Annotated in this window: 14 protein-coding genes; 8 read left to right on the top strand and 6 right to left on the bottom strand. The window is 65.8% G+C overall.

Going from position 1 to position 13510, the window contains the following annotated elements; translation table 11 throughout:
- Nucleotides 1-1117: lipase family protein (locus VF34_RS10690; RefSeq protein ID WP_052718660.1), on the bottom strand; the 1117-nt coding region annotated here is incomplete at its 3' end.
- A gap of 94 nt (nucleotides 1118-1211) precedes the next feature.
- On the opposite strand from VF34_RS10690, the gene VF34_RS10685 reads away from it, so the two are divergent.
- Nucleotides 1212-1649: an OsmC family protein gene (locus VF34_RS10685; protein ID WP_027494355.1), complete on the top strand. Its 438-nt coding sequence runs from the start codon at nucleotides 1212-1214 to the stop codon at nucleotides 1647-1649.
- Between the two features lie 173 nt (nucleotides 1650-1822).
- Nucleotides 1823-4117, top strand: a complete 2295-nt coding sequence (locus VF34_RS10680; RefSeq protein ID WP_045841405.1) for a putative bifunctional diguanylate cyclase/phosphodiesterase — start codon at nucleotides 1823-1825, stop codon at nucleotides 4115-4117.
- 16 nt (nucleotides 4118-4133) lie between these two features.
- Here VF34_RS10680 and VF34_RS10675 read toward each other — a convergent pair whose 3' ends face one another.
- A complete protein-coding gene (locus VF34_RS10675; protein ID WP_027494354.1) occupies nucleotides 4134-4445 on the bottom strand; it encodes an antibiotic biosynthesis monooxygenase family protein in 312 nt (103 codons plus the stop codon).
- Between the two features lie 36 nt (nucleotides 4446-4481).
- Between VF34_RS10675 and VF34_RS10670 the strand changes: the two genes are divergently transcribed.
- Together VF34_RS10670 and VF34_RS10665 are read left to right on the top strand one after the other, a co-directional pair.
- The gene (locus VF34_RS10670) at nucleotides 4482-5258 is read left to right on the top strand and encodes an alpha/beta fold hydrolase (RefSeq protein ID WP_045841404.1); all 777 of its coding nucleotides are present in this window, start codon (nucleotides 4482-4484) and stop codon (nucleotides 5256-5258) included.
- Nucleotides 5225-6034 carry an alpha/beta fold hydrolase gene (locus VF34_RS10665; RefSeq protein ID WP_032373652.1) on the top strand — a complete coding sequence of 270 codons (810 nt, stop codon included), beginning with the start codon at nucleotides 5225-5227 and terminating at the stop codon, nucleotides 6032-6034. The genes VF34_RS10670 and VF34_RS10665 overlap by 34 nt, the downstream gene beginning before the upstream one ends.
- On the opposite strand, the gene VF34_RS10660 is transcribed toward VF34_RS10665, so the two are convergent.
- Nucleotides 6031-6915, bottom strand: a complete 885-nt coding sequence (locus tag VF34_RS10660) for an HhH-GPD family protein (protein WP_032371516.1) — start codon at nucleotides 6913-6915, stop codon at nucleotides 6031-6033. The genes VF34_RS10665 and VF34_RS10660 overlap by 4 nt on opposite strands.
- 121 nt (nucleotides 6916-7036) lie before the next feature.
- On the opposite strand from VF34_RS10660, the gene VF34_RS10655 reads away from it, so the two are divergent.
- From VF34_RS10655 to VF34_RS10645, 3 genes are all read left to right on the top strand, one after another.
- Nucleotides 7037-7663: a carbonic anhydrase gene (locus tag VF34_RS10655; RefSeq protein ID WP_027494350.1), complete on the top strand. Its 627-nt coding sequence runs from the start codon at nucleotides 7037-7039 to the stop codon at nucleotides 7661-7663.
- Between the two features lie 111 nt (nucleotides 7664-7774).
- Entirely contained in the window at nucleotides 7775-8521 is a 747-nt protein-coding gene (locus VF34_RS10650) for a hypothetical protein (RefSeq protein WP_027494349.1), read from the top strand.
- A 15-nt stretch (nucleotides 8522-8536) separates the two neighbouring features.
- The gene (locus VF34_RS10645) at nucleotides 8537-9406 is read left to right on the top strand and encodes an SCO6745 family protein (protein ID WP_032373653.1); all 870 of its coding nucleotides are present in this window, start codon (nucleotides 8537-8539) and stop codon (nucleotides 9404-9406) included.
- A 47-nt stretch (nucleotides 9407-9453) separates the two neighbouring features.
- On the opposite strand, the gene disA is transcribed toward VF34_RS10645, so the two are convergent.
- The 3 genes from disA to VF34_RS10630 form a co-directional block, all read right to left on the bottom strand.
- Complete coding sequence (gene disA / locus VF34_RS10640) at nucleotides 9454-10539, bottom strand: DNA integrity scanning diadenylate cyclase DisA (protein ID WP_027494347.1); 1086 nt, start codon at nucleotides 10537-10539, stop codon at nucleotides 9454-9456.
- A gap of 128 nt (nucleotides 10540-10667) precedes the next feature.
- Nucleotides 10668-12065, bottom strand: a complete 1398-nt coding sequence (radA, locus tag VF34_RS10635; protein ID WP_032373654.1) for a DNA repair protein RadA — start codon at nucleotides 12063-12065, stop codon at nucleotides 10668-10670.
- A 53-nt stretch (nucleotides 12066-12118) separates the two neighbouring features.
- A complete protein-coding gene (locus tag VF34_RS10630) occupies nucleotides 12119-12727 on the bottom strand; it encodes a copper chaperone PCu(A)C domain-containing protein (protein WP_032373655.1) in 609 nt (202 codons plus the stop codon).
- Between the two features lie 288 nt (nucleotides 12728-13015).
- On the opposite strand from VF34_RS10630, the gene VF34_RS10625 reads away from it, so the two are divergent.
- A complete protein-coding gene (locus VF34_RS10625) occupies nucleotides 13016-13504 on the top strand; it encodes a CarD family transcriptional regulator (RefSeq protein ID WP_027494344.1) in 489 nt (162 codons plus the stop codon).
- Nucleotides 13505-13510: the final 6 nt, after the last annotated feature.

Raw genomic sequence — 13510 nt, 5'->3', positions numbered from 1 at the left:
CGCCCGTCATCGGGAGGGCCGGAAAGTCGTATTCGCGGTAGGTGACGTCGGCACCGAGTTTCCGCCAGCGTTCGAGCAGAGTGCGGGACTGCTCGATCGGTACGACGTCGTCCGCGATGCCGTGCGACAGGTAGACCGGCATGGTCGGTGCGATTCGGCCGACGGTGTTCGCGTCGATCACGTCGAAGATTCCGGGGTCGTTCAGGTGTGCGGTGAGTGGGCGTCCGTCGCGGGTCAGAGTCCTTGTGTCGATGGCGTCGTCCGCTGCGCGGTCGGTGCTGCACCAGTTCTGCGCGGCGTCGAGGAGCGCGGTGCCGTCGGCGTCGAACACGCTTCGGATCTCGTCGGCACGTTCGGGGTATGCGTTGCTCATGCCGTCGACCGCGAACAGGACGGCGCTGCCGAGTGTGGTGCCGTCGAGGGGCTCGATGTTGAGCGTCGGATCTGCCGGTGGCGCACCGACATAGGCGCCGACGATGTTGAGCTCGGGGGCATACTCATTGGCGAGTTCGGCCGCGGCCGCAGATGCGAACCCGCCCTCCGAGTACCCGTACAGCACCACCGGCGCGTCATCGTCGGCGGTTCTCGCTACGTCGAGCAACGCATGTGCCGAGGCCAGGCGGTTCAGATACGTGTGCCCGCCCGGAGTGCCGAGTCCCTGGTAGTCGGTCGCTACGACGCGATAGCCGGCCAGCAGTAGCGGCAGGATGGCGGGGGACGACCCGACGGTACCGAGTACCGCCGATCCGGCGCAGCGATCGGCCATCCCGGATGTGCCGGGCGCGTAGGCGATCACCGGTCGCGGTCCGGGGCCGGGCCACGGCGCGGTGGGGGTCATCGTGTACCCGGAGACGGTCATTGGTTCGCCGTGCGTATCGGTGGAGGTGTACAGGATTCGTTCGATGTCGAAGCCGAGTCCGAAACCTTTGGGCGAGTTCATCGGTCGTACTCGCACCACATCGCCGGGCGAATGTCCCGTCGATTCCACCGGCAGGTCGTAGAAGTCCGACAGGGGATCGGCGACGACGGGTGCCGACAGGGTGACACCCCAGACGAGCGCCGCCGCCACGATCATCGCTGTTCGCCGCAGGCAACTGGTGGCTCGCTCGTTCGTCATCTCGAGATCTCCGCACTCGATGGCCCGGTCACCCCGCCGACGTTAGCCTGAGTATCGGCCCTATGAAGGGTCGACGACGAAAGGACTCGGTTCGATGCCAACACGTACCTCACGCACCGCATGGAATGGAACTCTCGAACAAGGTTCCGGCCAGGTGGAGCTGTCCAGTTCGGGTGCAGCGACGTTCGACGTGTCGTTTCCCAAGCGTGCCGCCGAGAACGCCGACGGCACCACCAGCCCGGAGGAACTGATCGCAGCGGCTCATTCGAGCTGTTACGCGATGCAATTGTCGGCGCTGATCGCAGAAGCGGGCGGTACTCCGCAGAGTCTCGAAGTCACCGCTGATGTCTCGCTCGGTCCGGATCAGCCCGGTTTCAAGCTCACCGGTATCAAATTGACCGTCCGCGGCGAGGTGGACGGTCTCGACGCCGACGGGTTTGCGAAGGCAGCGCAGGCAGCGAAAGAGACCTGCCCGGTCAGCAAGGCTCTCACCGGTGTGGAGATCACGCTGGACGCCGCGCTCGAAGGCTGATCGAACGGATCACCCGATGTGAGACTGGCGAACAGTCGTCAGGTTTGAAATAGTTCGTGAATCGACCCATCCACGGATGGTTCGGTGCCGAATCGAGGTCAAGCATCGGGTTAGATCGGCTGTTGCATACCTTTGGGGAATGTAACGACCAGCCTAGGAAGGATGTGCCCACCATGTTGTGGACGCGCTTCCTAGGCCTGGGTGCCCTGGCAGTTGCAGCGCACGCGGCAGCCCCGCAGGGATTACCCCGCGACATCGTCTATGCAATCGTGGTCCTGGCCACAATGGCGGCATTCGTCTATCGGTACCTGCGCGAGAACGGTCCGGATCGGCGCACATGGAAGTACATGGCCCTCGGTGTCGGCTGCTGGGGCGTGGGCGATGGCTTGGTCGCCCTGATGCAGTACGGGGGCGGTCGGGTCTCGACTTTCTCGGCCGCGGACGTGCTGTTTCTGGCCGGGTACGTGATCATCGCTGTGGGATTCGCGCGTGCGGCCGACGAGAACGGGCTCGTTTTCGGTTTGGAAGAGCTGCTCGAATGTCTGGTGGTCGCAGTGGGCGTCGGTCTGGCCGCGTGGATGTTCGTCGTTCCCGGCGACTGGACGGGGTCATTGGCCTCGATGCTCTCGTTCCTGCCTGCGACCGTCTACCTGACCATCGACGCGTTCTTGCTGACTCTCATCGGCAGTCTCTATCTGTTGACGCGTTCGACCGGAATCTCGGTCGTGGCTGCCACCATCGGCACAGTGCTTCTCACCGTGTCCGACTTCGCCACCTACTCTCGGCTCGACGATGTCGAGCTCTACCGCTCGCTGATCCCGAACACGCTGTGGCTGGCGGCCTACGTGTGCTTCGGAGTCGTTGCGCTGTTCGTGCCGGAGCGGGCGGTCGCACGGATCGAGCGGCCCAGTCCGTTCAGGTTCGGGCGAGCACGATTCGTCGGTCTGGGTCTCGCGGTTGCCGTCACCCCGGCGGCCATGGCCGTGCAACTGGCTCGCGGAGTGCCCGTCGCGCAGTGGGGTTGGGTGATCGTGCTGTCCTCTGCGTTGGTCATATCCCTGGTCGGCGGCAGGATGGCCTGCTTCCTCGGAACGCTGCGCAGGCAGGCTTCGGTGCTCGAGAACGTGGCACGAACGGATGCCGTTACCGGACTGGGGAACCGCAGGCTGCTTCGGGAGCGCCTCGACACGATGCTCGCCACGCGCGGCGAATCGGACGTCTTCACGCTCGTGGTCGACATCGACCGTTTCGCTCAGATCAACGAGACGTTCGGGTACAGCGTGGGCGACAGCGTGCTCCGCGAGATCGGCCATCGCCTCGTCGCCTCGGTGCGGTCCGACGATCTGGTGGGGCGGCTGGGAGGCGATCAGTTCGTCGTGGCGATGCGTCGGATGCCGGGCAGGACCGATATTTTCGACATGGCACATCGGCTCCAATTCGCGGTCAGCAGAACGATGTTCGTGCACGACATCAACGTCGCCCTCGACGCGGCGGTAGGGATAGCGGCGTTCGAGGAGTGTTCGGGGGCGTCCGAGACGAACGGCGTCGACGGCGAGGCGATGTTGCAGCGAGCTCATGTGGCGTTGACGTCCGCGAAGGCAGGCCATGCTCGCATCGGTCTGTACGAGCCCGACATGGACCGAAACCGACACGATCAGATGCGACTGTTGGGCGAGCTCGACACGGCGATCCGTGACCATCAGCTCCGGGTGTTCTTCCAGCCGTGTCTCGATCTCGAGTCGGGCAGCGTCGACCGGGTCGAGGCTCTGCTGCGGTGGCTGCACCCTCGCGAGGGACTGATCGGGCCGTCGACGTTTCTCCCCGATGCGGAGCGCACCGGCATGTTGCCCGCCATCACCGCACTGGTACTGGACGAGGCACTCGCGCAGTGCAGCGCACTACGACGGCGAGGCATCACTCTGTCTGTCTCGGTGAACCTTTCGGTTCGGAATCTTCTCGACGAGACACTCACCGAACAGGTCGCCGCGGCACTGGCGAAACACTCCGTACCGGCGCACGCCCTGGAGTTCGAGGTCACCGAAACGACAGCCATGACCGACCCGGTGCGATCGGTGGCTGCGTTGACCTCGTTGCGCAGCCTGGGGGTGACTCTGGCCATCGACGATTACGGGACCGGCTACAGTTCGCTGGCGTACCTGCAGACCCTGCCGGTGCAGACCCTCAAGATCGACCGCTCGTTCGTCTCGAAGATGAACTCCGACGACACCGACGCGTCCATCGTTCGCTCGACCATCGACCTGGCCCGCAGCCTCGGCGTGCGGATCATGGCCGAGGGCGTCGAGGACGCAGGCACCCTCGACGCCCTTCGTCGGCTGGGTTGCGATGCGGCACAAGGCTTTTATCTCGGTCGCCCGATGCCTGCCGAGCTGTTGTTCGACGCCGTGCACAAACTCGATTCCGATACGCCCACCAGACTGGAGTGGGAGCTCGCCCGTCAGCCCATCTGACGGGCGAACTGCGTCGTCACGAGGTGGCGGGCACGTCCAGCACGACCTCGAACTCCAGCAGTGACGCGCCCGACGCGACCGGCTTGCTCTCGCCGGAACCGGCGTGCGCCTGCCGTGACGGGCCACCGGACCAGGCCTGGAACGACTCCTCGTCCTCCCACTGGGTGACGACGAAATAGCGTGTCTCGCCTTTGACCGGACGGAGCAACTGGAACCCGAGGAAACCGGGCGAACCGTCGACCGTTCCGGCACGCGCGGCGAAGCGCTTCTCGAGCTCGGGGCCTGCGCCCTCGGGTACGTCGATCGCGTTGATCTTCACAATGGCCATTCTCGGGAGACTACCCCGCCGATATGCTCGGCGGTGATGCTCTACGACGAGGGTGGATCCGGCCGTTCGATACTGCTGCTGCACGGGCTGATGGGCAGTGCGGCGACGTGGCGACGCCAGATTCCGTGGCTCCGAGAATTCGGGCGGGTGCACACCTACGACGCCCCGGGTCACCGTCGGCCTCCGCCGCCCGAGCTGACGACCGAGGCGTTCGTGGACGACCTGATCGAGCACCTCGAAACGGTGGGTCCCAGTGTGCTGGTCGGTCATTCGATGGGAGCGCTGCAGGGCTGGTGTGCGGCTGCGCGGCGACCGGATCTGGTCACCGCGCTCGTCGTCGAAGACATCGCGCCGGACTTTCGCGGTCGAACGGCGGACGGCTGGGCGGCGATGATCCGAGCGTGGCCGCAACCGTTCCCGGACGCCGACGCGGTACGCGCCTTCTTCGGAGATGTTGCCGGACAGTACTTTCTGGATTCGTTCGAGCTCAGCGACGACGGCTGGCGACTGCACGGTGACGTCGATACGTTCGAGGCCATTTCGCAGGAGTGGGGGACGCGGCACTTCTGGAACGAATGGGATGCCGTCCGTGCTCCGGTTCTGTTGATCGAAGGTGAGCACACCATCACGCCGGCCGGACAGATGAGCCGAATGCACTCGGCCAAGCCCGGATCGGTGTACGTCCGAGTCGAGGGTGCGGCGCATCTCGTTCACGACGAAGCCCCGGAGCGGTATCGCGACGCCGTCGAGGGGTTCCTGCGCACACTAGGATCATCCGAATGCCGCTCGCACAGCTCAACGGAATCGACCTGAACTACGACGTCACCGGTGACGGACCGCTCGTGGTTCTGGTGATGGGAACGGGAAGCCCGGGCCGCGTCTGGCGAACCCATCAAGTTCCCGCGCTGGTGAAGAGTGGATATCGCGTGGTCACATTCGACAATCGCGGTATCGCACCGTCGTCCGAGTGTGCGCACGGAATGACGCTCGACGACCTGGTCGCAGACACCGCCGCCTTGATCGAACATCTCGGCGGCGGAAAGGTGCGCGTCGTCGGCACGTCGATGGGCGCACGCGTGACCCAGGAATTGGCGTTGGCGCGGCCGGATCTGGTGTCGCACGCAGTGATGATGGCCACCTACGGCAAAAACACCACGATGCGTCAGCAGTTGACGAAGGGCGAGAAAGATCTGTTCGACGCCGGAGTCGAACTTCCGGCCTCGTACCGGGCGGCGATGACTGCGATGCAGAACTTCTCGCCCAAGACCTTGGCCGACGAGGCAGCGATCGGCGATTGGCTGGCGGTGCTCGAATACTCCGGCGGCAAGAAGACGGCCGGTATGCGGGCGCAGATCGGACTCGAAATGCGTGCCGGCACAGACAGATTGATAGCGTATCGCCGAATTTCGGCCAAGTCGCTCGTCGTCGGATTCGCCGACGACCGGCTCATTCCGGTGCAGCAGTGCCGCGAAGTGGCTGCGGCGATACCCGGTGCGCGCTACGTCGAAATCGCCGACACGGGCCACTTCGGCTACCTCGAACGACCCGACGCGGTCAATGCGACTCTGGTGGAGTTTCTGGCGTCCTAGCCGTCCGAACCCTCACCGGCCAGCGCGAACAAGCCCGATTCGGTCTGCTCGATCAAGCCGTCGGTCAACAGTGAGTCCAACGCGCGGTCACGCTGGGTGGGGTCGGTGGGCCAGACGATGTCGAGCTGAGCCCGCTCCACCGGCCCCGTGCTCTCCCGCAGGACCGACATCAGCTTGCCGCGTACCTGTCGATCGGTTCCGGCGAACTTCTGCACCTTCTTCGCCGGGCCGGTGTGCGCAGGCCGCCCGGCCTCGATCCAGGCGCACTCGGGAAGTGGGCACAGCAGGCACGCCGGATTCTTGGCGGTGCAGATGAGCGCGCCGAGCTCCATCAACGCCGCCGAATACCGGGCGGCGCGGGGCACGCTGACTGGAAGCAGTTGTTCGACGTCGGCCAAATCCCTTGTCGTCGAGGGATTGCCAGGCTCGGCGTTGCCGTGCAACGCACGCGCGACGACGCGTCGAACATTGGTGTCCACCACCGGAACTCGCTGGCCGTACGCGAAAGTCGCCACCGCCCTGGCCGTGTAGGCCCCGATGCCGGGCAGGCCGAGCAGGGTGTCGACGTCCCGCGGAACCTCGTCGCCGTAGTCCTCGGCAAGCACCCGCGAACACTCGTGCAGACGCAATGCGCGACGCGGGTACCCCAGCTTCCCCCACGCCCGCAGCACCTCGGCCTGCGACGACGCGGCCATCGCCGAGGGGACCGGCCACCGCTGCACCCACTGCTCCCAGATGGGAGCCACCCGCACGACGGGCGTCTGCTGCAGCATGATCTCGCTCATCAGGATCTGCCATGCGGTCACTCCCGGACGACGCCACGGCAGGTCGCGTCCGTCGGTATCGAACCATCCGAGCAGGGCCTCGGGATCGATCGGCAACTGTGCGCCCTTCTTCTCGTGTCTGTGACGGGTACCAACAGTAGTGAACCCGACTCGCCGGTAGCCCGCTGCGCGTGCACCCGACTCGCCGGTAGCCCGCTGCGCGTGCACAATGAGAGCTATGCCTGCTTCGAATCCGATCGCTGCCTGGAAGTCACTCAAGGAAGGCAACCAACGGTTCGTCTCCGGAGAGGTCCTGCATCCGTCGCAGGGTATCGAGGACCGCGCCCGGCTCGAGAGCGCTCAGCACCCCGGGGCCATCCTGTTCGGCTGCGCCGACTCACGCGTCGCCGCCGAGATCATCTTCGATCAGGGCCTCGGCGACATGTTCGTCGTTCGCACCGCCGGCCACGTCGTCGATTCCGCCGTTCTCGGCTCCATCGAGTACGGCGTCGCGGTGCTCAATGCTCCGCTGATCGTCGTGCTCGGACACGACCACTGCGGTGCCGTCCAGGCGACCGTCGACGCACTCGAAAGCGGTGACGTGCCCGGCGGCTACATCCGCGACGTCGTCGAGCGCGTCACCCCGTCGGTGCTCTCGGCCCGACGCGACGGCCACGAAGCCGTCGACGAGTTCGAGGCGCGCCACGTCCAGGAAACCGGCAACCTGCTGATGCAGCGTTCGCGCATCGTCGCCGAGAAGGTCGAAGCCGGCGAGCTGGCGATCGTCGGACTCACGTACCAGCTGTCCAAAGGGCGTGCGCAGCTTCGCGAGGTCATCGGCGACATCGGCGAACAGCCCGCCTGAACGGTCGAACAGCCCGCCTGACGGTCCGGCAGCCCCCGAAAGCCCGTTCGCCGGTGCGACACGCCGCGTGGGCTCAGGGATAGCGTGGCTTCGGCCGCATACGGTTGATTCGTGTTGGAACCGACCGGGCCATTGCCTCCCGAAATCTACTGGCGACGCCGCGCACTCGCCATCGGTGCGGCCGTTGTCGTCCTCGGCTTGATCGTGTGGTTCATCGCCTCGCTCAGCGGTCGTTCCGACGACCCCGAGGCCGCTCCGGCCGGGGTCGCAGCTCCGGCGACCACGTCCGCGCTGCCGTCGCCCAGCTCGTCTGCCACGCCCGGTGGTTCGGGTGGCTCCGGTGGTTCGGGTGAGGGATCGGGCGGTTCCGGTGGGTCCGGTGGTTCGGGCGGCGGTACCGACTCCGCGGCCGGAGGTGGCACGACAGCAGCAACGACCAGTGGTGCGCCCGCTCCGGCGATCGCCAACCAGTGCCCGGATCAGTCCCTCGCCATCAAGGTGACGCCCGAGAAGGCCACCTATCGCCTCGGCGAAGAGCCCGTGTTCACCGTCGTGATCACCAACATCGGGTCAGCGGAGTGCCAGCGCGACGTCGGTGCCGGGCTGCAGCAGGCGCTCGTCTACACGCTCGACAATCAGCGCATCTGGTCCAACATCGACTGCTTCCCGAACGCTGCGTCGGATCTGCGAACCTTCAAGCCCGGCGAGCAGGCCGGCTTCACGGTGAAGTGGTCGGGCACCAACTCGGTTCCCGGCTGCGGTGAAGAGCGCGTCCCGGTCGGCGTCGGTGCATACCAGGCCATCGCGCAGCTCGGCGAGCTCAAGAGCGTGCCGGAACCGTTCAACATCACCGGCTGAGTACGGTCGAACCTCATGACCACCCCGACAGCGCTTGCCCGAGCGGCCTACACGACGCTCGAACCCTTCCATGTGACCGCGTACTTCAATCCTGAACTCGGATCTGCGTACGAGGACACCGGACTCGACGGTCATGCCTGGTACGTGGGCGCACGGGCCGCGCCGATGGGTCCGTGCGCGCCCAGCGTCGTCGCGGCAGCTTTCTACAACTTCAACCCGGTGTTGATCGAGCAGGCGTGGCCGGCCGCTGTGGCCGTCGGTCTGGATGCAGTGTCCGATCGTCGGTGGGCACTGCTCGACTCCGTCCTCGGCGCAGCATTGGGTTCCTTGGCCTCCGAGCCCGATCTCGCGACCATCGCGGAGCGATTGCGCAGAATCGGCGACGCGGCGTCCTTCGCCGGCCGTCCTCTCGCAGCAGCATGGCATTCCACCGAACGACCCGACGTGCCTCATCTCGCCCTGTGGCATTCGATCACCGTGCTGCGTGAATGGCGGGGCGACGGCCACCTCGCCGCGTTGATCGACGCGGAACTCGACCCCGCGGAAGCAGCGGTGTTCCACGAAGCCGTCCGCCCGACACCGCAGCCCGGACGCCGAGCACTCGGCAAGCGCATCACACAGCTGACGCGACAGTGGTCCGAGACCGAATGGGATTCGGCTGCAGAACGACTCGCCGTCCGGGGACTGCTCACCACTTCTGCCGAGGGGGAGACGTTGACCGAGGCCGGCACCGCTCTCGATCGGCACATCGAGGAGCGCACCGACGCCATGGCTTCGGCAGTGTGGAAGACCGTTCCGGATGCGGAGCAACTGATCACGAGCGCACGGCCCTACGTGAAAGCCGTGATCGACGCTGGTTTCCTCCCGGGGACCAAGAAGCGGTAGGGGTTACCGGTTCTCCCAGTGGTCCCGGGTCACGGTCGTGGCGCTTCCTAGTCGTAGGGCCCGGAGATCGAGGCCTCTGCCAATCGCGACAGTCCCTCACGAATGTGCCTGGCCCACAGGCCGCCGATGCCGTCGACCGACTGCAGATCGGCGGCGGTGGCGGCCAGCAGGCCCTGCAAAGTGCCGAATGCGCCCACGAGTCGGTGAATCTGGCTGAACTGCAACCGCGGCACTCGCGTCAGTACGCGATAACCGCGCGGGCTCATCGGGGTGTCCAACGCTTCGATGGTCGCGGGATAACCGAATGCCCGGGACAGAGTCGTCAGGTCCAACAGGTCGACATCGGTCAGCTTGTCCAGCGCCGCGAGCGCTTTCTCCACACCGGTGGTGCTCGACGGTTCGTTGCCGGCGAGATAGTCGCGCACGATCAGTTGACGGTCGATGTCGTTGTCGCCCAACAACTCTTCGAGCTGAAGAGCCAGCTGACGGCCGTCGGTACCGAGCTCGAGGACGTTCTGCTCGATTTCCACCGACACCCGTCGCACCATCTCGAGGCGCTGCGCGACGGTCAACGCGTCGCGCAGGGTCACGAAATCTTCGATCTCCACGACCGAGAGCTGACGCGTGTTCTCGTCGAGCCGGGCCTTGTATCGCTCGAGCGTGGCGACGGCCTGATTGGCGCGCGAAAGAATGGTGGCGGAGCCCTCGACGACGTGCCTGATGCCGCTGATGTAGACACTGACGATGCTCATCGACTGGCTCACGGAGACAACGGGATACCCGGTCTGCATCGCGGTTCGCTCGGCCGCGCGGTGTCGGGTGCCGGATTCGACGGTAGGAATCTTGTGGTCCGGGACGAGCTGAACATTGGCCCGAACGATGCGCTGCCCGTCGGTCGAAAGCACTACTGCGCCATCCATTTTCGACAGCTCGCGCAGTCGTGTCGGCGCGAATTCGACATCGAGCTCGAACCCGCCGTCGCAGATGGCCTCGACCTCTTCGTCGTAGCCCAGGACGATCAATCCGCCGGTGCGGCCGCGCAGGATTCGTTCGAGACCGTCCCGCAGGGCGGTGCCCGGTGCCAGTCGAGCGATGGTCTCGCGTAACGCCGGGGACTGCGCGGCGCCTTCCATGGCCAACCCCCTCGTGTCGTAACGGCATGCGGCAGATCTGGAGCTCGTGCCCAACAAAGACTAACGCGCCGCCGAATGCGGGCCACGCCGTTGCACACGGGCAGCGCCGTAAAGGGTACCGCCCGGTGTCATACCGGCCGCATACGCGTGTAGGTCAGGGCCTCACCGACGTTGGTGACGGTTTTGACCTTGATGCCGGGCGGGATGGGGCCCGCGTCCTCGGGGACGATGGCGTAGTTGAACCCCAGTCTGGCTGCCTCGGCGAGGCGGCGCCCGAGCCCGGCGACGCGTCGTACCTCGCCGGCGAGCCCCACTTCCCCCAGAATCACCATTCCTGCGGGCAACGGTTGATCACGCACCGCCGACGCCACCGCAGCTGCCAGAGCCAAATCTGCGGATGGCTCACTCGTGCGCATCCCGCCGACCGTCGCGGCATAGACCTCGGCCTTGGACACCTTCACCCCGCACCGGCGTTCCAGGACGGCCAGAATCATCGCGACACGGGCGTGATCGAGTCCGCTGACCGCACGTCGCGGTGACGGCATGGCGGTGTCGACGATCAGTGCCTGCAACTCGGCCAGCAGCGGCCGCTTGCCGTCCATCGTGACGGTGACGGCGGTTCCGGGGACGGCGTCGTTGCGGTGATGCAGGAACAGCCCGGACGGGTCACTGATGCCGACGATTCCGGTCTCCCGCAACTCGAAGCAGCCCACCTCGTCCGAGGCACCGAACCGGTTCTTGACGCCGCGAATCATGCGCAGAGTGGAGTGCTTGTCGCCCTCGAAGTTGAGGACCACGTCGACGAGGTGTTCGAGCGAGCGCGGGCCTGCCACCGCGCCTTCCTTCGTCACGTGCCCCACGAGCAGAACGGCGACTCCGGTGGTCTTCGCCAGCGTGGTCAGCGCACTGGTGATGGCGCGGACCTGAGTGACACCGCCGATGACGCCGTCGACGTCGGCGGCGAGCATCGTCTGCACCGAATCGACGATCAACAGGCTGGGCTTGACCTGTTCCACATGTCCGAACACGGTTGCCAGATCGGACTCGGCGGCGAGAAAGACGCGCTCGTGCACCGCGCCGGTACGGTCTGCCCGCAGCCGAACCTGCCCTGCCGATTCCTCGCCGGTGACGTAGAGCGCGCGGCGATCGGGAGCCGAACGCGCCCACCGATGCACCACCTCGAGCAGCAGCGTCGACTTGCCGACGCCCGGCTCACCGGCCAGCAGAACGACCGAACCGGGGACCAGACCGCCGCCGAGGACACGATCGAACTCGTCGATGCCGGTGGTGTTCGCCTGCGAGGTTGCGCTGCTGATGGTCGTCAGTGCAGCTGCGGGCGTCGTCGGGATCATGGCACCGCCGCCCGAGCGGAGCGCCGATGCACCTGCGCGCGACGTGAGCGGTGCCGCGGTGGCCTGGACCTCGTCCATAGAGCCCCAGTCGCCGCATTCGGGACACCGACCGACCCACTTGGAGACCGAATGACGACACGCGGAGCAGCGGTAGCTCGACTTCAGTTTGACCACGTCGGAAGCCTAACGATCGGCACCGACAGGTCCGGTGACCTCGTGCGGAGGGGTCAGTGCCCGCCGCTGTGCTCGGAGACTGCCTCTTCGGAGCGCTCGAGTTCGTGACCGGCGTCGACGGGGACGTTGACGACAACATCGCCCGCATTGGCGAACTCGAAGGTGACCGGCAGCGTCAGGCCCGGGCGCACGTTCTCGCTGATGTCGGCCATCTCGACCTTGATGAGCTGGATCGGAAGCAGAGGATCGTCCAGCTGCGTGTCGGCGGGTGATCCGGCACCGAGCGCGGTCAGCGGAGCGATCTCGGTGCTGCCCGGTTCTGCCTCGTCGACGATGGTGACCTGAGCCTCGGGAGAGGAGATCCCGGTCAGCTCGTCCGCCACGGCGGGGTTGGCGTTGATGGCCGTGAACCCTAGCTCGACGGTGCCGCCGGGCTCGATGCTGTACTCCTCGGAGGAGGGGTACACGACGTGCACGTTACGAAGCTGGATGTCTCCGACGTCGACGGAATTGCCGTTGACCGCCGCGACCTGAGTGGCCGTCTGCGAGATCTGACCTGCGCCGCAGGCGGTGAGTACGAGGGTGCCACCAGCGAGAAGCGCGAGGGCGGCGGCCGTTCTGCGATGGCGGCCAAGCGGTGTCGCAGTGTCGATTGCAGTCACTTCGGTCGTCCTCCATGTGGTGCCGGGCCGGCTCGGTCCATCTCGTCCACTAGGCAGAGTAGTAGTTCTCGTCCACCGACCGCTCGTGGGGTCCGCCACTGCTCACGATGCGCCAGGTAGGGCAGCCTTCCGCACGGAACGGGGGTGTTACGACCGCGGCCGAAATGTGGCATCGGATACACGTCGAACGGTCTGTGTCAACCCCTGATTCGGCAGCACTGTGCCCCTGACCTGCGCCGTTGATATTGGGCGTGGTATTCTGGATAAATCGAAAGGGGCACTTGTCACATGATTTTCAAGGTCGGAGACACCGTCGTTTACCCCCATCACGGAGCGGCGCTGATCGAAGCGATAGAGACACGCACCATCAAGGGTGAACCGAGAGAGTACTTGGTTCTCAAGGTCGCGCAAGGCGACCTCACCGTTCGAGTCCCCGCGGACAATGCCGAGTATGTCGGCGTTCGTGATGTCGTCGGGCAAGAAGGCCTCGACAAAGTCTTTCAGGTGCTGCGCGCACCGCACACCGAAGAGCCCACCAACTGGTCGCGTCGCTACAAGGCCAACTTGGAGAAGCTGGCTTCCGGTGACGTGAACAAGGTGGCAGAGGTCGTTCGTGATCTCTGGCGTCGCGAGCAGGATCGTGGATTGTCGGCAGGCGAGAAGCGGATGCTCGCCAAGGCGCGTCAGATCCTCGTCGGCGAGTTGGCACTGGCCGAGGGAACCGACCAGGCCAAGGCCGACACCATGCTCGACGAAGTTCTCGCCACCGCTTCGTAGAGTGTG

This window comes from Rhodococcus sp. PML026 (genome assembly GCF_000963615.1).
Taxonomy (GTDB): Bacteria; Actinomycetota; Actinomycetes; order Mycobacteriales; family Mycobacteriaceae; genus Rhodococcoides; species Rhodococcoides fascians.
The sequence above is the reverse complement of the archived record's forward strand: the minus strand, read 5'-3'. Positions and strand labels throughout refer to the sequence as shown.

What these genes read in the sequence shown, in the direction of transcription:
- VF34_RS10685 (WP_027494355.1), top strand. Translation starts at nt 1,212, where the DNA reads ATGCCAACACGTACCTCACGCACCGCATGGAATGGAACTCTCGAACAA.
- VF34_RS10680 (WP_045841405.1), top strand. Translation starts at nt 1,823, where the DNA reads ATGTTGTGGACGCGCTTCCTAGGCCTGGGTGCCCTGGCAGTTGCAGCG.
- VF34_RS10675 (WP_027494354.1), bottom strand. Translation starts at nt 4,445, where the DNA reads ATGGCCATTGTGAAGATCAACGCGATCGACGTACCCGAGGGCGCAGGC.
- VF34_RS10670 (WP_045841404.1), top strand. Translation starts at nt 4,482, where the DNA reads ATGCTCTACGACGAGGGTGGATCCGGCCGTTCGATACTGCTGCTGCAC.
- VF34_RS10665 (WP_032373652.1), top strand. Translation starts at nt 5,225, where the DNA reads ATGCCGCTCGCACAGCTCAACGGAATCGACCTGAACTACGACGTCACC.
- VF34_RS10655 (WP_027494350.1), top strand. Translation starts at nt 7,037, where the DNA reads ATGCCTGCTTCGAATCCGATCGCTGCCTGGAAGTCACTCAAGGAAGGC.
- VF34_RS10645 (WP_032373653.1), top strand. Translation starts at nt 8,537, where the DNA reads ATGACCACCCCGACAGCGCTTGCCCGAGCGGCCTACACGACGCTCGAA.
- disA (WP_027494347.1), bottom strand. Translation starts at nt 10,539, where the DNA reads ATGGAAGGCGCCGCGCAGTCCCCGGCGTTACGCGAGACCATCGCTCGA.
- VF34_RS10625 (WP_027494344.1), top strand. Translation starts at nt 13,016, where the DNA reads ATGATTTTCAAGGTCGGAGACACCGTCGTTTACCCCCATCACGGAGCG.